At 34.6% G+C, this 18,497-nt stretch carries 10 protein-coding genes, 3 tRNA genes and 3 rRNA genes; 10 read left to right on the forward strand and 6 right to left on the reverse strand.

The genetic code is table 11. The features are described from left to right. Positions 1 to 78: 78 nt before the first annotated feature. The 4 genes from CLJU_RS03155 to CLJU_RS03170 are packed head-to-tail and all read left to right on the forward strand — an operon-like array spanning position 79 to position 6,791. Positions 79 to 1,215 (forward strand): VWA domain-containing protein, encoded by a 1,137-nt coding sequence (locus CLJU_RS03155; protein ID WP_013237318.1) that lies wholly within the window; start codon positions 79 to 81, stop codon positions 1,213 to 1,215. Next, positions 1,191 to 2,867 (forward strand): SWIM zinc finger family protein, encoded by a 1,677-nt coding sequence (locus tag CLJU_RS03160; protein WP_041705028.1) that lies wholly within the window; start codon positions 1,191 to 1,193, stop codon positions 2,865 to 2,867. The genes CLJU_RS03155 and CLJU_RS03160 overlap by 25 nt, the downstream gene beginning before the upstream one ends. 22 nt (positions 2,868 to 2,889) lie before the next feature. Further along, positions 2,890 to 3,210, forward strand: coding sequence for a hypothetical protein (locus CLJU_RS03165; RefSeq protein ID WP_013237320.1), 321 nt, complete (start codon positions 2,890 to 2,892; stop codon positions 3,208 to 3,210). A gap of 11 nt (positions 3,211 to 3,221) precedes the next feature. Beyond that, complete coding sequence (locus tag CLJU_RS03170) at positions 3,222 to 6,791, forward strand: DUF4132 domain-containing protein (protein WP_013237321.1); 3,570 nt, start codon at positions 3,222 to 3,224, stop codon at positions 6,789 to 6,791. A 77-nt stretch (positions 6,792 to 6,868) separates the two neighbouring features. Here the strand turns inward: CLJU_RS03170 and CLJU_RS03175 are convergent, their stop codons facing one another. From CLJU_RS03175 to CLJU_RS03200, 6 genes are all read right to left on the reverse strand, one after another. Then, entirely contained in the window at positions 6,869 to 8,119 is a 1,251-nt protein-coding gene (locus CLJU_RS03175; RefSeq protein WP_013237322.1) for a S41 family peptidase, read from the reverse strand. A 12-nt stretch (positions 8,120 to 8,131) separates the two neighbouring features. Then, positions 8,132 to 8,881, reverse strand: coding sequence for an ABC transporter permease (locus CLJU_RS03180; RefSeq protein ID WP_013237323.1), 750 nt, complete (start codon positions 8,879 to 8,881; stop codon positions 8,132 to 8,134). Between the two features lie 21 nt (positions 8,882 to 8,902). Then, positions 8,903 to 9,652: an ABC transporter permease gene (locus CLJU_RS03185; RefSeq protein WP_013237324.1), complete on the reverse strand. Its 750-nt coding sequence runs from the start codon at positions 9,650 to 9,652 to the stop codon at positions 8,903 to 8,905. Next, complete coding sequence (locus CLJU_RS03190; RefSeq protein WP_013237325.1) at positions 9,653 to 10,558, reverse strand: ABC transporter ATP-binding protein; 906 nt, start codon at positions 10,556 to 10,558, stop codon at positions 9,653 to 9,655. An 83-nt stretch (positions 10,559 to 10,641) separates the two neighbouring features. Then, positions 10,642 to 11,571 carry a sensor histidine kinase gene (locus CLJU_RS03195; RefSeq protein WP_013237326.1) on the reverse strand — a complete coding sequence of 310 codons (930 nt, stop codon included), beginning with the start codon at positions 11,569 to 11,571 and terminating at the stop codon, positions 10,642 to 10,644. 1 nt (position 11,572) lies between these two features. Then, the gene (locus CLJU_RS03200; RefSeq protein ID WP_013237327.1) at positions 11,573 to 12,262 is read right to left on the reverse strand and encodes a response regulator transcription factor; all 690 of its coding nucleotides are present in this window, start codon (positions 12,260 to 12,262) and stop codon (positions 11,573 to 11,575) included. Positions 12,263 to 13,188: 926 nt separating this feature from the next. Between CLJU_RS03200 and CLJU_RS03205 the strand changes: the two genes are divergently transcribed. The 6 genes from CLJU_RS03205 (at position 13,189) to CLJU_RS03230 (ending at position 18,349) form a co-directional block, all read left to right on the forward strand. Then, a 16S ribosomal RNA gene (locus CLJU_RS03205) occupies positions 13,189 to 14,698 on the forward strand. Between the two features lie 123 nt (positions 14,699 to 14,821). After that, a tRNA-Ala gene (locus CLJU_RS03210) sits at positions 14,822 to 14,897 on the forward strand. A 4-nt stretch (positions 14,898 to 14,901) separates the two neighbouring features. Continuing rightward, a tRNA-Ile gene (locus CLJU_RS03215) sits at positions 14,902 to 14,978 on the forward strand. Positions 14,979 to 15,138: 160 nt separating this feature from the next. Then, positions 15,139 to 18,028 (forward strand): 23S ribosomal RNA (locus tag CLJU_RS03220). 115 nt (positions 18,029 to 18,143) lie between these two features. Then, positions 18,144 to 18,260 (forward strand): 5S ribosomal RNA (gene rrf, locus CLJU_RS03225). Together the 16S, 23S and 5S rRNA genes with 3 tRNA genes alongside form the textbook arrangement of a ribosomal RNA operon. A 14-nt stretch (positions 18,261 to 18,274) precedes the next feature. Further along, a tRNA-Asn gene (locus CLJU_RS03230) sits at positions 18,275 to 18,349 on the forward strand. Positions 18,350 to 18,497: the final 148 nt, after the last annotated feature.

Here is an 18,497-nt window from a genome sequence, read left to right on the forward strand (position 1 = left end):
AGATATAAAGTTTAAGGTAACTTTGGGACAATATGCAGTGGAGCATTTAAAAAAATGGCAGAAGAGGAGGGATAACCTATGAAGGAAAGTTTAGTCAGCTTAAATAGATGGAGATTGATACTTGGAAAATATGCAGATGGTAAAATTCCATTTGAAGATAGCAATTCAGGTATCAACTATATGGAAATGGATGACTTACTGGATTTTTTATATTCAAGAGAATACAGCGAAAAAGATGGAGTTAAGAGAGGTAAAAGCAGTGGGAGCACGTCACCATCAAATTTGACTGTACCTAAATGGATAACTAAAATAAGAGAACTTTTTCCAAAGGAGACTGTTGAAGTACTTGAAAAGCATGCAATTGAAAAATATAATCTCACAGAACTTTTAACGGATAAAGAAGTTTTGGAAAAATTAGAACCTAATAAAGAGCTTTTAAAAAATATACTACAGATGAAACACCTTATGAAAGGTGATGTACTTGATACTGCCAAGTCCATTGTAAAAAAGGTAGCAGAGGATATAACAAAGAAACTTGAAAATGATGTTAAAAGATCAATTACGGGTAGGGTAAATAAAAATAAATCCACAACTTTAAAGTCTTCTAAAAATATAGATTTTAAAAGGACTATAAAGAAAAATTTAAAAAACTATGATTGTGATAAAAAGAGACTCGTAGTGGACAAGATATATTTTAATGAGAATGTTAGAAAATTCAACCCATGGAATATAATAATTGCAGTAGATGAGAGTGGGTCTATGCTAGATTCTGTGATTCATAGTGCAATTATGGCTGGTATATTTTCAAAACTTCCTATGCTTAAAACAAATCTCATTATATTTGATACGGAAGTAGTTGATTTAAGTGGATATATTGATGATCCTGTTACAACACTTATGAGTGTACAGCTTGGTGGTGGAACTAATATAACTAAAGCTATGACTTATTGTGAAAAGTTAATTGAAAATCCTCATAGGACAATGGTTGTTCTAGTTACGGATTTATATGAGGGATATGGTTATGGAAATATGTATGCAAAGGCAAAGTCCATTGTTGAAAGTGGAGCAAAGCTCATTATTTTAACAGCTCTTGATGTAGAGGCATCGCCTTCATATGATAAAAATGCTGCTTTAAAAATGGCTTCACTTGGAGCAGAAGTTGCAGCTATGACACCGGGGGGGTTATCAGATTGGATAGCAAAGATAATTTCTTAAAAGAACTTGGAAAATTTATTTACAGCATGGATGCAGATTATCTTGCTGGAATCAGCAATAAAGGTATTACAAAGAGAGCAGATAAGGATTTGTCCAAAGTTTCAAATATAGAATATGAAGTAAAGAATAATAGCATTGAATTTAAATTTGATGATATAACCTGCAGTATAAATGAAAATATAAAAGGTTATAAATGCAGTTGTCCGTCAAGGAGCATATGTAAGCATGTCATAATGTGTTATTTGTATTTGATGAAAAATAAGGAAAAGTTATTTGATATACAGGGTTGTGGAAGTCAATCTGAAGAAGAGGAAAAGTTTTTAGCTTTAAAAGAAATTTCCATAGATACAATAAAGAAAAAGACAGGAGATAAAAATCTGAATGACATAATTAAAAGAATAGAATTTGGAGTGAATTTTGAAATAAAAGAAGGTTCTATTATAGAAGTCAATTTTATAGACGAAAATACTTTGGTGAAGTTCTTGGGTAACATTGAAAATTCAACATGCACTTGCAAATCCAAGGAATTATGTGTACATAAAGCTGAAGCGTTGATTTTATACAAATTGAAAAAAGGCTATTTGAATTTAAAAGAGCTTAAAGTTTTTGCAAAAACATCAGAAGGTTTTGATGAACAAAAATTAAAAGAGGCTTCATTTAAGATAAAATTTGCAGTTGAAGATATGCTTATAGCTGGTCTTTCTAGAATGCCAGTTACTATCATGGATAGTTTGAATAATTTAGCTGTTATATGTCATAATTATGAACTCCCTAATTTTGAAAAAAGTGTAAGAGATATTAGAGAGGAAATTTCTCTCTATTTTAATAAAAATGCTTCCTTTGTTAAAGAAAATCTAGTAAATAAAATAACATCTCTTTATACAAGGGCAATTTCACTTGAAAATGTAAAAGACTTAGATAAATTGAGTTTGCTTGTTGGTGAATTTAAAAGTTCATATTACGAGATTCCACCTGTAGAATTTCATGGTTTTGCAGCTGAAAAGTGGAAAAGCAATTCTGGTTATGAAGGAATTACATATTATTTTTTAGAAAGTAAAAATGGACAAATTTATACATATACAAATGCATTACCTACATATTATGATGATGTTAATTATAGGAAATCTTTTAATGAACCTGCTCCATGGAACTTAAATTGTAGTATTTGTGAATTAAGTAATATAAGTTTCAAATTAATTCACGGCAAAATTAATTCACAAAATAGGATATCTTCAAGCAGTGAATCAAATGGGACAATAATAGGTAAAAGTAATATTTTTAAATTAAATACTGAAAAGTATGATTATGATAACTGGAATGAAATTTTAGACAGGATATTTTTAGACAAGAGGGAAAAAGATCAAGAGTATAATTTAATATTTTTACAAATAGATAAATTTGGAGAAGTGGATTTTAATGATGTAACTCAAGAATTTTCTGTACCAATTTATGATAAGTTTAATAACTGCAGTAAAATTATTATTAAATTCTCCTTGGATACAAAATATATGATAAGAAGAATTGAAAGAGTTATAAAATATAACAGATCACATTATATTTTTGGAAGAATTTATATAGATGGTGAGGAGCTCGTATTTTATCCTATAACTTATTATGATGATACTGGACAAGTAGAAAATTTAACACTATAAATGGTAAATTGGTGGTGAGTATATGAACGAATGTAAACAGATACTTAATGTAATAGATGAAGTCCAAAAAAGCATTCAAGAATTATTTTTTAGTGGATTTAATACACCTAGTGATTTTGTAATAGATGAATTTTTGAGGCTTGGACTTGTTTTAGAAAGTTGTGGAATGAGTTATGGTTCTCAAAAATTAAATAGTATACATGATAAGTTGAAATCAAAAAGACATTCATTTGATTTCAACTATAGTGAATGTGTTAAAGAATATTGTGAACTAAATGAGTACTGTATAATTTGTAAAAAGAGATTGAATATATTAAATTTGAAGACAAAAATAAGCAGCTAGGAGTGGATAGTGTGAATATAAAGGAACATTTACTTAATAAAATTGAGGATGTACTTGAGGAACTAAATGTATCACAGGATGCATTGGGGTCTCTAGAAGATTATTTAGAAGATGAAGTTCAAGAAGATGAATTTTTAAATATGCTTCCTGAGGTTGATTTTAACTCGATTTCAAAGGATATATTGAGTAAGGCTGCAAAAGCATATACTTCTATAAGAAGATACAAGTCAAATGAATATATAAGAAAATACATAAATATCTTGTTTAAAATGGGAAAAGCAAGCGTGACCTATGTAATACTTAAATCTAGTTACTGGATTTCTGAATATACGGTTAATGAACTTATAAAAGCTGGAGTTGAAAAATATATAGTTCTTATAGTTTATGTAAACCGTTTGGCATATGACTATAGCAGATTAGACAATAAAAATTTTAAAACAATATATGATATGTGCAGGGAAAGTCCGGAGGATGTAATAAAGGCTTGTGAGTACTTGGATGTAAATCAAAAGATGGTAGTCTGTTCAATATATTGTAAATATAAAGGTATAGAAAAAAATGACAAGTATTATGAATTTTTAAAGGACATAGAAGATGATTTTACAAATTCTATAGACAACCTTTATGATAATAAAATGCCTGATGATTTGGTAAAAAAAATTCAAATGTTCATTGAAAAAAATGACTACGCACTTCTTGAAAATATTATTGATGAAGTTAAAGGATATAAATATAGTGATTACCTATTTAAATTTTTAGTTGGATTTTCAGCATTAAATGCAGATAAATCTGCAACTTTAAAGAAGATGTTTCAGTTTTTTGTAAGAGTAAATTTTAGAGATGCTTTAAATTCAGCATATAGTATTTTACCTGTTACAAGTTGTTATTCTGACACTGTAAATAATATGGATATGTTATTTGAAATACCTTCAAAATACCATGTTGCCTGGTATGCAGAAAAGTTTGCAGGTAATGAAACGGCATCAGAAATACTCAAGAAAAAATTAAAAGAGAACAAGAAGTCCTTTGAAGAAGCAATAAGCTTATCAGAAGGCGCCAGTAAAAATTATTTAATGTCATTTATGCTTGATGGTGATGAAAAATCAAATTATATAAAAACTCTTGAGGAAAATTGTATAAATGTGTTTTCAAAAGTTCTTAGGGAAGATAAAGTAAATGAAGGGGATATAAGTGTAGTAGAATCATTTTTACGAGATGATGTTTCCTTTGAAAATGTGAAAAACACACTATATTCAATAGAACCACAAAATACAAGTTATTGGAGAATGAATAATGAATTAATAGAAGTACTGAATATTTTATGCAAAAATTTAGGCGGAGGTATTAATTTATATGAAAGAGTAGTTTCAGTAATGGCAGCAGTTGGTTATAAGAATTATATTGTAAAACTTTCATCAGATTATAAGAGAAACACTGGAACAGAGTACAGCAGTGAAAAGTTTCATAAAATATTTGATATACTTAGAAAGTACAGTGTACCTATCCTGGCAAAGATGAAACTTATAGATAATATTATAAATGATTATGATTATATGGGTAGGAAAGCAGCAGCACTTCATACTGTTTTAAAAGATATTGTGGTAAAAGATAAAGATGAAGTTGTTAAAAATATAGATAATATTTCAGCAGATGGAAGATGTGTATTTTTAGAGTATATATTTAAAGTGAAAAAGGAAGAAAATATAAAAGTAGTTTTAGATAAGTTTGGAGATGGCTCAAAAAAGGTTAAGGAAAAGATAGTAGAGTTGTTTACAAATAGTTCAAGCAATCTTAAATATATGGAAGGTGTGCTTGATAAGCTTAAGGCCAAGAAACAGGGAGAAAGAGAAGTTGCTATAAGAATTTTATCAAAATGGTTAAATGAGGAAGGCATTGAAGAAGAAAGAAGTAAGCTCATTAAAGAATGTTTAAATTATACTCTGGAGGCTGAAAAGAGTCAGAAAATAAGAGCCTTACTTATGGAGGTTTTGGGAATTGAACAAAAAGGCATGGACAAAGAAAAATTAAAAGGTGAGGAATTTATAAAAGATTTACTTAAAGGCAATAAAAAGAATTCACTTTCATGGCTTGAATTTGATTCATTACCTAAAGTTAAATTAGAAGAGAGTAATAATTACTGTGAAGAGGACTATTTAAAGGCCGTTTTACTTTGCTATTCAGCATCAAATACTATAGGCAAGAGTGTCGATGGAGACAGGCTTGTTCAAAAGTTAAATAGAGATAGCTTGAAATTATTTGCAAATGAAGTTTTTGATAGGTGGTTTGAAAAAGGTGCAGAAGCTAAAAAGAGATGGGTGCCTGGATTTTCATCAATTTATGGCGGAGAAGAAATTGTAATGAAGCTGCAAAAGTGTATCAATGATTGGGCAAAGAATTCAAGAGGTGCCATAGCAAGTCAGGCAGTTAAGGCTCTAGCTTTAAATGGGGGTTCTTCTGCACTTTTAATAGTTGATGGTATCTCAAGAAAATTCAAGTTCAAGCAGGTTAAAAAAGCAGCAGCAGAAGCACTTGATTTTGCTGCAGAGCAAATGGGAGTAGATAGAGAAGAACTTTCTGATAAAGTTGTTCCGAACTTAGGATTTAATGCAAGTGGAGAGAGAATATTTGACTATGGAAGTAGAAAGTTTATTGTAAGACTTGCTGCGGATTTAAGTGTAGAAGTATATGATCAAAATGAAAAGAAACTTAAAAACTTGCCTTCACCAGGCAAAAAAGATGATGAATCAAAAGCAAAGGAAGCACGTAGTGAATTTAGAGCATTTAAAAAGCAATTGAAAAATACAATTTCAGTTCAAACTACTAGAATGGATTTGGCACTCTCAAATGAAAGAAAGTGGACAAAAGAAGCATGGATAAAACTATTTGTTGAAAACCCTATTATGCATAAATTTTCAATAGGACTTATATGGGGAATCTATGAAAATTCAAAATTAGTAGATACATTTAGATATATGGAAGATGGAACTTTTAATACTAAAGATGAAGATGAATTTGAAGTACCTGAAAAATCAAGCATAGGACTTGTGCATCCTCTTGAACTTTCTAGAGAGGATTTAAATCTTTGGAAGGAACAGCTTGAAGACTATGAAATTGTACAGCCTATTAAACAATTGGATAGAGAAGTATTTACTATGACTGAAGAAGAAAAGAAAATGAAATATGTAGATAGATTTGGAGGGAAAATCGTAAATGGTCTATCGCTTGTAGGTAAGATAATGAACTATGGCTGGTATAGAGGTTCTATTCAGGATGCAGGAGGATACTATGAATTTTACAAGGAAGATAACAGCTTGGGCATAGGAGTTGAATTGAAGTTTGAAGGATTGTCTGTTGGCTATGAAAATGAAGATACGACAATTTATATATTGAGATTTTATAATGCAGGTACAGTAAAAAGAGGAAGTTACATATATGATGAGATAAAGGAACAGCATTTACTTTCCTTAAGCCAAGTTCCAGAAAAATATTTTAGTGAAATACTATATCAAGTTAGCAGTGCACTATCATCAAGCAGTACAGTAAATGAAAATTGGAGAAATGGTTCTGGAATTAAGTTTTAAAAATGTTGTTAAACAATGGACATAGAAAGGGAAAATGGGTATAGATTTGTGTAAAAACTAAATCTATACCCATTCCCTTAAAATTTTAAGATGTAATTTAAAACAGGATCAGTTTTATTCATGTAATCTTTTATAGACAATTCAATTATCTTATCAGGTGCAAAAGTGCTGCTGTTGTTATTGGAACTTTTATTAAACTGTGTGGAATAACTTATTTCCATCTTTGAATTTGGAAGTTCAAATTCCTTTACAGCACCATAGTGATTTGGTTTACCACTAGTAGTTTCCCCTACAAAAGTTGCGTTAGTATCCTTTTTTAATAGGCTAGTATCAACTATTGCGGATGAAAAGGTATTCCTTCCAACTATCACAAATAGGTGATTTTTATTATTTAACTTTTTATTTTTAAGCCAGTCTATAATTGGTTTTATATATTTATCACTTCCACCGGAATTATCTCTCATATCAATTACAAATTTATCTACAGTATGTGTATTCATAAAGCTTAACATTTGAGCTATAAAATCTTCTATGGATTTACCTGAGTCCTCGTCACTTTGGCACTTATTATATTTAAAATAAACTGTCTTCTCATCACTTAAATATTTATACCAGTAATTTAAATTTTTCTTTTGCATATAAAGTGGATATGAACTATTGTATGTTTCATTTACGATAAACTTTTCACTAATTTTGTGTTTATCCATAGAACTTACATTTAAATTAAAAATTTTTCCATTACTGTCTTGAAAAGTAAAGACTGCTTTATTTGTATCAGATACAACTTTTATGCCATGGACAATTTCAGGATTTGACAAATACTTGGGCACACTCTTTTTAACCATTCCTTCGTTGTCATTTACTATTAAAGGTAAAATCGCTTCTTGGATATTTTTTATGTCTTTACCATTTATCTTTATGAGTTTGGCATAAAGAGCTTTTTTGTACTCACTTGTAGTATTTACAACATATACACCTTCTTTAAAATAGTAAAATTCCATTGGATATGCATTTAAGGTTTCCTTATATGCAGATGTATGTGAATCTCCTATGGATGCAGTTATTTTATAGATACCAGCAGCTATTTCATCGTCATTTAAATTATCTACTGAATTTTTTAGTGTATTTATTTCATCATTAAACTTTTCTTCATTTATTTTAAAAAATAAATTTACATGTTTTTTAGGAAGAGCTTTTTGCATATAACTTAAGTCTTTTTTCCACTTTGTATTTCTATCTCCACCTAGATACTCAGATTCACATCCTGCAGCAGCTATAGCAAAAGAAAATAGTATAAAACCAAAAACTAATTTTACAAATTTATTCATCGTTAACTCCTTTTAATTTATATCCTTTTTGTTAAATTCGTATATAGAAATACTTATAAAAAATATAAAACACAAAACACTTGAAATTATAATATAATTCAAATCAACACGATAATCCAAATCAACATGTGCATTTGAATAAAAATAATCTACTGAAAGCCATGGTGATAGTAGCGGAATATATTTTGCACAATATGAAAAAGACTGAGTTCTAAGTAGACATGACAAAATAAACCCTAATATACCATAAGTCATTGGCATTATAATATTCCTGCTCAAGTTTGCAATTAATACAGGAATTGGAACTAATAAAAATTGAAATAACATAGATAATATATTTGCTTTTAAATCCTTTGTTATAACATTTATCTCGGGTAAATTTCCATTTAAAAAGTAATAGCTTAATGGTATTGATATGATTTCGATAACATATGTTAAAAAAATCAATATATATATTACAACCAATTTTGACATGAAAATTTTTGATTTGCTTGCTGGATAAGCGTATAATACATTAGCTGTCTTATCTGTAAATTCCCTTGAAAATACATATGCCGATATTATTGAAAATAAAACTATAAACAACATTATAAAATTTGTCTGTTCTATATTGTAAGCATATTTTTCAAAAGACATGTTAACTTCAGTTATATGTCTTGCAGCAAACATAAGTATTGTCATAATTGTTCCGCCAATCAAAACAAGAGGTGCAATGCAAGTCTTTTTCAATTTAAAAAATTCTGAGCATATCATATTTAACATTTTAGAATTCCTCCATTAAAATTAGTTTATATCTCCATTAATATAGTGATATAAACATAGAAATATAGATACACCAAAAGTTAAAACTGCACTTGAAATTACAAGTACATAATCAATTGGATCACCTTTATAAAAGTAGTATATGGGTAATGCGGGAAGCATGAGTGGGTCCACCTGCATATATATGCCCATAAGCATCATAAATGCAGAAGATACAGCTCCAAGTATGCCATATATTACAGGAAAGATAATGTTCTTTGTTAAGTTCCCAATTAATATTGGAATCGGTATTAGCAAAAACTGAAATAGCATGGAATATAAGTTGACTTCTATATCTTTAACAATAAGATAAGATGGAAGTAAATTTCCCCATGATATATAAAGTGTCAAATATGTGGATATAGATTGAATGAAATATGCAAATGCAATTATTATATACACTGTAATTAATTTTCCAATGAAAATTTTTATTCTAGAAGATGGATAAATAAATAAAGTATTTGCAGTTTTATCTGTAAATTCTCTTGAGAAAACATAACTTGCTATTAATGAGAAAAAAACTATATATAAAAACTGAAAACAAATCACTTCTATGTTTACCCTATAATTCATAAATAAAGTATTTCTTAGTGTTTCTGAACTACCTCTATAGTTGTTTGAAAGTGCTTGTATACATTCAAGTATTGGAACAAAAATAGCAGCAATTAAAGTTATAATTACTAGATATGACTTTTTAAGCTTTAAAAATTCAGAGTATACTATATTAAACATTTAATTGCCTCCTGTAAGCTTTATAAAATAATCTTCCAGGCTGTCCACTTTTAAACATATTTCATCTACAAGTAAATCATTTGAAACTAAAGCTTTATTTATATTTGAAATTTCCTGAAGCTTTTCATAAACCCTAAAATTATTTTTTCCCCATATGACATAATCTTTTATTCCAAGTTTTTCTTCAAGGATGAAAGAAGCTTTTTTATCATTATTCACTTTGATATTTATATAATGTCTGTTTCTTCTTTGAAGTTCGTCATAGGATATTTCTTCTAGGAGCTCTCCTTTATGAATTATGCCTATCTTATTTGCCATCTGTTGAACTTCGCTTAATATATGACTTGATATTAAAAACGTAATACCTTGTTTTTTACATAAGTCTATAATAAGTTCTCTTATTTCTTTAATTCCTATAGGATCAAGCCCATTAGTTGGTTCGTCCAATATTAAAAATTCAGGATGATGTAAAAGTGCCCTTGCAATTCCAAGCCTTTGTTTCATACCAAGTGAAAATTCTTTTACTTTTTTATTTTTAACATCACTTATACCTACTACTTTTAAGGTTTCATCTATGCAATTCTTGCCCTGGACTCCCATCATCCGCCTGTGTATTTCCAAGTTTTCACCTGCTGTAAGATTTGGATAAAATCCTGGATATTCTATCATTGAACCTATTCTCTCCAGCACTTTTCTATTTGAAGTTTTCTCAGAAAAAAGTTCGATTTCTCCAGAAGTCGGTTTTATAAGTCCCATAATCATTCTTATGGTTGTAGTTTTTCCAGCACCATTTTGTCCAAGAAATCCATATATATCACCTTTTTTTATGTGTATATTCAAATTTTTAACTGCACAAAAGTGTTTAAATTCTTTTGTTAAATTGTAAGTTTTAAGAATGTCGTCCATCACGATACCTCCATTAACATTTAATAAAAAAGGACTATGTCTATAATATACAACATAATCCTTACATGCTATTTAATAAGTTCTTACAATTTTCTTAAATTCTGCTTCAGCGTAAATTTAAATTCTGTTCTTTCAAAAGGAGTGCTGGATACAAAAATGTTTCCACCTAATGATTCAACCAACTTTTTTACTATTGTAAGTCCCAATCCACTGCTTTTTAAATTTAACTTTCTGGATTTTTCTACGGTATACAATCTATCAAATACATAAGGCAAATCTTCTTTAGGTATTCCAGGTCCATTGTCCCATACGGAAATAAAAACATTATCATTGTCACAGCTTAAATCAATACCTATTTTAGTGGCATGTGAGCCGTACTTTAATGCATTATTTATGAGATTTGCTAAAATTCTGTTTAGTGATTTTTCATCTGCCACAGCATAAACATCATCTTTTTCAAACTTTAATTCAGGTTCAATATTTATCTTTTTAAATTCACTAAAGAAAAGTAATATGTTTTGTCTTACAATTTCACATATATTTATTTCTTTTACATCAAGTTTGAAGTCATTTGAGTCCATCTTTGAAATTTCAAAAAATTCTTCTATCAAATTGTAGAGGTAAATTCCCTTACTGTAAGCTATTTTCATATAACGTTCTTTTTCAGCTAGTGTTAAGGTGGTATCATTTAACAGTAGTTCTATATACCCAAGGATTGATGTGAGTGGTGTTCTTAAATCATGTGATATATTTGATATCATCCTTTTACGAGATTCTTCACTTGTATTACTTTTGTCCTGTACTTTTTGAAGCCTGTTTATCAACCTATTTATATTTATAATCAGTTTACTTAAAGTTCTTACATGAGTTTGTGTTCTTATCCTTTGATTCAAATTTCCATTTAATATTTGATCAATGACTATTGAAATATAATTTGCTTTTTTATAAAAGCTCATTAGTATAAGTATTAGAAAAATTATTATGAATATTAAAACGCAATTTAATATACTCATATTATTCACCAAGTTTATATCCTATTCCCCATACAGTAACTATGTATTTAGGGTTGTTTGGATTATCTTCAATTTTGTTCCTAAGCCTCTTAATATGTACCATTACAGTATTATCATCGTGCAAATAGTCATTTTCCCAAACTCCATTAAATATTTGTGCTTTTGTAAAAACTCTATCAGGATTTTTAAGAAAAAACTTTAGAAGCTCAAATTCCTTTGGAGTCAAGTTTAGTTCTTTGTCTTCTTTAAAGAACTTATGATTCGAAGTATCTAATTTTAAAGATTTATATGTTAAAGTTGGATTTTTATCATGAACATTATTGTAGTATATATATCTTCTAAGCTGAGCTTTGACTCTAGCTGCAAGTTCTCTTGTGGAAAATGGTTTTATCATATAATCATCAGCACCCATGCTGAGCCCTATAACTCTATCGGTTTCTTCATTTTTAGCGGAAAGAATAATAACGGGTACAGTACTATTTTCTCGTATTTTTCTCAAAACTTCTATACCATCTATATAAGGAAGCATTAAATCTAGAATAATCAATTGAAAAGTATTGTCGTATTTCTCAAGTGCATCTTTTCCGTCAAAAGCTTGTACTATATTATAATTTTCATTTTTTAAAGTATTATAGATTAAGTTGTTTATTTCTTCATCATCCTCTATAACAAGTATTTTAGATATATTCATTTGGATACCCTCGTTTCATTAATTTTGTCTGATGGCTAGCTACTGTAACACTCCCACGCACACATCGAAAGCGACTATACCAAATCAAAGATTTGGAATATCTGCTTGCACACAGCGAAAGCGACTATCACCAAATCAGAGATTTGGGATATCTGCTTTTCCCACTAAGTAATATTCATTGATAATCCTACAATTATTATATAAAAAGAGGAATATGTTTTTCAATGATGTAGCGATTCAAAACAAAAATAAGTTTATCTAATGATTATTAACAGGCTTCTCGGTATCTTTGATCTGATGATAGTTGCTTTTACAGAGTGCATGAGAGTATTAGAGAGGATAGTTAGCGGATAAACACTGTAATTAGGTTAAAATCAGTATAATCTCTACCGGGTGTATCTATGTGCGAAATATTAAGTATAAGAGGGAAATATTGATTATTTACAATATAATTTGTAGTATTTGAATATAAGACATCAGTGGTGTTATAAGAAATATGATAAGATTACATACGTTGCTTGAGCAGTTGATAAATGTTGCTTGAGAGCCGCGTAAATTTATATTTTGTTAGTAGAAAAAAAGATGTTGACAAAATAAAAAAGACGTGATAAACTATAAAAGCTGTCGAAGTGAGACGGCAAAATGATCTTTGAAAATTAAACAGAGGAAGATATAAGTACAACTTATTTAGAATAAACCAGCAATTCTTTTGAGCTGCGAGAGCAGCTAAAAAAGTAATTTCGTAATTTGGTGTATTATGATCAGTGATAACTGAAAGTAATATACTAAAATTGATAGTAACGAGTACAGCGAGGAAAATGCTGAACGAGGAGCGGAACTTACTAACGTAATTGAGCACCGGAGTGAAGTATTTGACGAAGCTGGGCGAAGTTAATATCAATTTTCTATAGAGCCATATAAACTTTTAAATTAAGAGTTTGATCCTGGCTCAGGACGAACGCTGGCGGCGTGCTTAACACATGCAAGTCGAGCGATGAAGCTCCTTCGGGAGTGGATTAGCGGCGGACGGGTGAGTAACACGTGGGTAACCTACCTCAAAGAGGGGGATAGCCTCCCGAAAGGGAGATTAATACCGCATAATAATCAGTTTTCACATGGAGACTGATTTAAAGGAGTAATCCGCTTTGAGATGGACCCGCGGCGCATTAGCTAGTTGGTAGGGTAACGGCCTACCAAGGCGACGATGCGTAGCCGACCTGAGAGGGTGATCGGCCACATTGGAACTGAGAGACGGTCCAGACTCCTACGGGAGGCAGCAGTGGGGAATATTGCACAATGGGCGAAAGCCTGATGCAGCAACGCCGCGTGAGTGAAGAAGGTTTTCGGATTGTAAAGCTCTGTCTTTGGGGACGATAATGACGGTACCCAAGGAGGAAGCCACGGCTAACTACGTGCCAGCAGCCGCGGTAATACGTAGGTGGCGAGCGTTGTCCGGAATTACTGGGCGTAAAGAGTGCGTAGGCGGATATTTAAGTGAGATGTGAAATACCCGGGCTTAACCCGGGCACTGCATTTCAAACTGGATATCTAGAGTGCGGGAGAGGAGAATGGAATTCCTAGTGTAGCGGTGAAATGCGTAGAGATTAGGAAGAACACCAGTGGCGAAGGCGATTCTCTGGACCGTAACTGACGCTGAGGCACGAAAGCGTGGGTAGCAAACAGGATTAGATACCCTGGTAGTCCACGCCGTAAACGATGAGTACTAGGTGTAGGAGGTATCGACCCCTTCTGTGCCGCAGTAAACACAATAAGTACTCCGCCTGGGAAGTACGATCGCAAGATTAAAACTCAAAGGAATTGACGGGGGCCCGCACAAGCAGCGGAGCATGTGGTTTAATTCGAAGCAACGCGAAGAACCTTACCTGGACTTGACATACCCTGAATATCTTAGAGATAAGAGAAGCCCTTCGGGGCAGGGATACAGGTGGTGCATGGTTGTCGTCAGCTCGTGTCGTGAGATGTTAGGTTAAGTCCTGCAACGAGCGCAACCCCTGTTGTTAGTTGCTAACATTTAGTTGAGCACTCTAGCAAGACTGCCGCGGTTAACGCGGAGGAAGGTGGGGATGACGTCAAATCATCATGCCCCTTATGTCCAGGGCAACACACGTGCTACAATGGGCAGTACAGAGAGAAGCAAGACCGCAAGGTGGAGCAAACCTCAAAAACTGCCCCCAGTTCGGATTGCAGGCTGAAACTCGCCTACATGAAGTTGGAGTTGCTAGTAATCGCGAATCAGAATGTCGCGGTGAATACGTTCCCGGGCCTTGTACACACCGCCCGTCACACCATGAGAGCTGGCAACACCCGAAGTCCGTAGTCTAACTTAGGAGGACGCGGCCGAAGGTGGGGTTAGTAATTGGGGTGAAGTCGTAACAAGGTAGCCGTAGGAGAACCTGCGGCTGGATCACCTCCTTTCTAGGGAGTCGAAAGATAGAGTATAATCTATCTTATAAATTGATGGTTTAAGTAAGTTAGAAAATCTACTCTGTTTAATTTTGAAGGATCATAGATTCTTCAAAAATAGAATAAAAATATTTTGGGGGTATAGCTCAGCTGGGAGAGCATCTGCCTTGCACGCAGAGGGTCAAGAGTTCGAATCTCTTTATCTCCACCATTTAGGGCTTATAGCTCAGCTGGTTAGAGCGCACGCCTGATAAGCGTGAGGTCGATGGTTCGAGTCCATTTAAGCCCACCAAAGGTTTTCATTAGAAAACCATTTTCAATTTATAATGTAAATTGAAAAATTGTCCTTTGAAAATTGCACAGTAAATAAGAAATAAAGTAAAGCTAAGGTTATAATATAACCTTTGTAGATGATACAAAGAAAATTACTAAAAGTAATTTTCAATAATAAAGGTCAAGCTACAAAGGGCGCATGGAGGATGCCTTGGCACCAGGAGCCTAAGAAGGACGCGATAAGCTGCGAAAAGCTCTGGGTAGGCGCAAATAGCCAGAGAACCAGAGATATCCGAATGGGGAAACCCACCTAGACAACGCTAGGTACTGCAAACTGAATACATAGGTTTGTAGAGGCAAACCCGGGGAACTGAAACATCTAAGTACCCGGAGGAAGAGAAAGAAACATCGATTTCCTAAGTAGCGGCGAGCGAAAGGGAAAGAGCCCAAACCAGGAACTTGTTCCTGGGGTTGCGGATAGGTCATAAATACTGTGAAGTGTTAATTGAAGAGAGCTGGAAGGCTCCGCCGTAGAAGGTAAAAGTCCTGTAAATGAAAACAAAGAGCAGTCAGATCTAATCCAGAGTACCACGAGACACGAGAAACCTTGTGGGAAACAGGGAGGACCACCTCCCAAGGCTAAATACTACCTGGTGACCGATAGAGAAGGAGTACCGTGAGGGAAAGGTGAAAAGAACCCCGGGAGGGGAGTGAAATAGAACCTGAAACCGTGTGTCCACAAACAGTCGAAGTACGTAAAGTACGACGGCGTGCTTTTTGTAGAACGAGCCAGCGAGTTACGATATGCAGCAAGGTTAAGTACTTAAGGTACGGAGCCGGAGGGAAACCGAGTCTGAAAAGGGCGAAAAGTTGTATGTTGTAGACCCGAAACCGAGTGACCTATCCATGGCCAGGTTGAAGCGGAAGTAAAATTCCGTGGAGGACCGAACCACGTTGGTGTTGAAAAACCATGGGATGAGCTGTGGATAGCGGAGAAATTCCAATCGAACTCGGAGATAGCTGGTTCTCCTCGAAATAGCTTTAGGGCTAGCGTCGGAAATGAGTAATGGAGGTAGAGCACTGAATGGGGTAGGGGCTGACAACAGTTACTGAACCTTATCAAACTCCGAATGCCATATACTTGAATTCCGGCAGTCAGACTGCGAATGATAAGATCCGTGGTCAAAAGGGAAACAGCCCAGACCACCAGCTAAGGTCCCAAAGTGTAAGTTAAGTGGGAAAGGATGTGTGATTTCTAAGACAACTAGGATGTTGGCTCAGAAGCAGCCACTCATTTAAAGAGTGCGTAATAGCTCACTAGTCAAGAGATCATGCGCCGAAAATGTCCGGGGCTAAAACTTACCACCGAAGCTGTGGACTCGAAAGAGTGGTAGAGGAGCATCCTGTATGAGTAGAAGTCGTACCGGAAGGAACGGTGGATTGTACAGGAGAGAGAATGCTGGCATAAGTAGCGAGAAATAAGTGAGAATCTTATTGGTCGAAAACCTAAGGTTTCCTGGGGAAGGTTCGTCCGCCCAGGGTAAGTCGGGACCTAAGCCGAGGCCGAAAGGCGTAGGTGATGGACAATCGGTTGAAATTCCGATACCGCATAAAAGCGTTTGACAAAAGGGATGACGCAGGAGGATAAGGTGTGCATACAAATGGATGTATGTCTAAGCATCGAGTCAGGTATACCAGGAAAATCCGGTATATCAATGATGAGGTGTTATGGGGAATCCGCAAGGGGAAGTACCTGATTTCACGCTGCCGAGAAAAGTCTCTATGAAGTTTTTATGTGCCCGTACCGCAAACCGACACAGGTAGGTGAGGAGAGAATCCTAAGACCATCGGAAGAATTGTTGTTAAGGAACTAGGCAAATTAACCCCGTAACTTAGGGAGAAGGGGAGCCACGCAAGTGGCCGCAGAGAAAAGGCTCAAGCAACTGTTTATCAAAAACACAGGTTTCTGCTAAAGCGAAAGCTGAAGTATAGGAGCTGACGCCTGCCCGGTGCTGGAAGGTTAAGGGGAAGACTTAGCGTAAGCGAAGGTCAGAACTTAAGCCCCAGTAAACGGCGGCCGTAACTATAACGGTCCTAAGGTAGCGAAATTCCTTGTCGGGTAAGTTCCGACCCGCACGAATGGCGTAATGATTTGAGCACTGTCTCGACAACAAATCCGGCGAAATTGAAGTGCAAGTGAAGATGCTTGCTACCCGCGATTGGACGGAAAGACCCCGTAGAGCTTTACTGCAGTTTAGCACTGAATTTCGGTATTGTCTGTACAGGATAGGTGGGAGACTAGGAAGTAGTGGCGCCAGCCATTACCGAGTCGATGTTGGGATACCACCCTGATAGTACTGGAATTCTAACCGGGCTCCATGAAACTGGAGACGGGACAATGTTAGGCGGGCAGTTTGACTGGGGCGGTCGCCTCCTAAAAAGTAACGGAGGCGTACAAAGGTTCCCTCAGAAGGGTTAGAAATTCTTCGAAGAGTGCAAAGGCAGAAGGGAGCTTGACTGCGACACAAACAGGTGGAGCAGGGACGAAAGTCGGGCTTAGTGATCCGGTGGTACCTCGTGGGAGGGCCATCGCTCAACGGATAAAAGCTACCTCGGGGATAACAGGCTGATCTCCCCCAAGAGTTCACATCGACGGGGAGGTTTGGCACCTCGATGTCGGCTCGTCGCATCCTGGGGCTGAAGTAGGTCCCAAGGGTTGGGCTGTTCGCCCATTAAAGCGGCACGCGAGCTGGGTTCAGAACGTCGTGAGACAGTTCGGTCCCTATCCGTCGCGGGCGCAGGAAATTTGAGAGGAGCTGTCCTTAGTACGAGAGGACCGGGATGGACCGACCGCTGGTGAACCAGTTGTTCCGCCAGGAGCATAGCTGGGTAGCCAAGTTGGGAAGGGATAAACGCTGAAAGCATCTAAGTGTGAAGCCCACCTCAAGATAAGATTTCCCATAGCGTAAGCTAGTAAGACCCCTCGAAGAACACGAGGAGATAGGTCAGAGGTGTAAGCAGGGCAACCTGTTAAGCTGACTGATACTAATAGGTCGAGGGCTTGACCAAATAAAAACGAAAGAAAAAAAGTTTACTGTGCAATTTTGAGAGGACAGAGTAATTTGAACTCTTAAAAGTTAATATATATGAAAATTGATAGAAATAGCAATTTTCGTCAATAAGATCTGGTGGTAATGACGTGAAGGTAACACCCCTTTCCATACCGAACAGGAAGGTTAAGCTTCAGGGTGCCGATGGTACTGCAGGGGAGGCCCTGTGGGAGAATAGGTCGCTGCCAGGTGAAAAAATTATTGTTCCGTGGTAGCTCAATGGTTGAGCATTCGGCTGTTAACCGAAGGGTTGGAGGTTCGAGCCCTCTCCACGGAGCCATTTTTTATTTTATAGATTAAAAACTAATAAATTTGAATATATGTGAAAGCAGATTAATAAAATTAATCTGCTTTATTTATGCTTTTGACATGGGTATAATCTTATTGCTGAAAGTCTGATACGGGAGATGTGTGGGCTATGCATACAA

Source organism: Clostridium ljungdahlii DSM 13528, assembly GCF_000143685.1.
In the GTDB taxonomy this organism is placed as follows: domain Bacteria; phylum Bacillota; class Clostridia; order Clostridiales; family Clostridiaceae; genus Clostridium_B; species Clostridium_B ljungdahlii.

Coding starts and splice junctions, on each gene's coding strand:
- CLJU_RS03185 (WP_013237324.1), bottom strand. CDS start 9,652: ATGTTTAATATAGTATACTCTGAATTTTTAAAGCTTAAAAAGTCATAT.
- CLJU_RS03200 (WP_013237327.1), bottom strand. CDS start 12,262: ATGAATATATCTAAAATACTTGTTATAGAGGATGATGAAGAAATAAAC.
- CLJU_RS03165 (WP_013237320.1), top strand. CDS start 2,890: ATGAACGAATGTAAACAGATACTTAATGTAATAGATGAAGTCCAAAAA.
- CLJU_RS03180 (WP_013237323.1), bottom strand. CDS start 8,881: ATGTTAAATATGATATGCTCAGAATTTTTTAAATTGAAAAAGACTTGC.
- CLJU_RS03190 (WP_013237325.1), bottom strand. CDS start 10,558: ATGGACGACATTCTTAAAACTTACAATTTAACAAAAGAATTTAAACAC.
- CLJU_RS03155 (WP_013237318.1), top strand. CDS start 79: ATGAAGGAAAGTTTAGTCAGCTTAAATAGATGGAGATTGATACTTGGA.
- CLJU_RS03195 (WP_013237326.1), bottom strand. CDS start 11,571: ATGAGTATATTAAATTGCGTTTTAATATTCATAATAATTTTTCTAATA.
- CLJU_RS03175 (WP_013237322.1), bottom strand. CDS start 8,119: ATGAATAAATTTGTAAAATTAGTTTTTGGTTTTATACTATTTTCTTTT.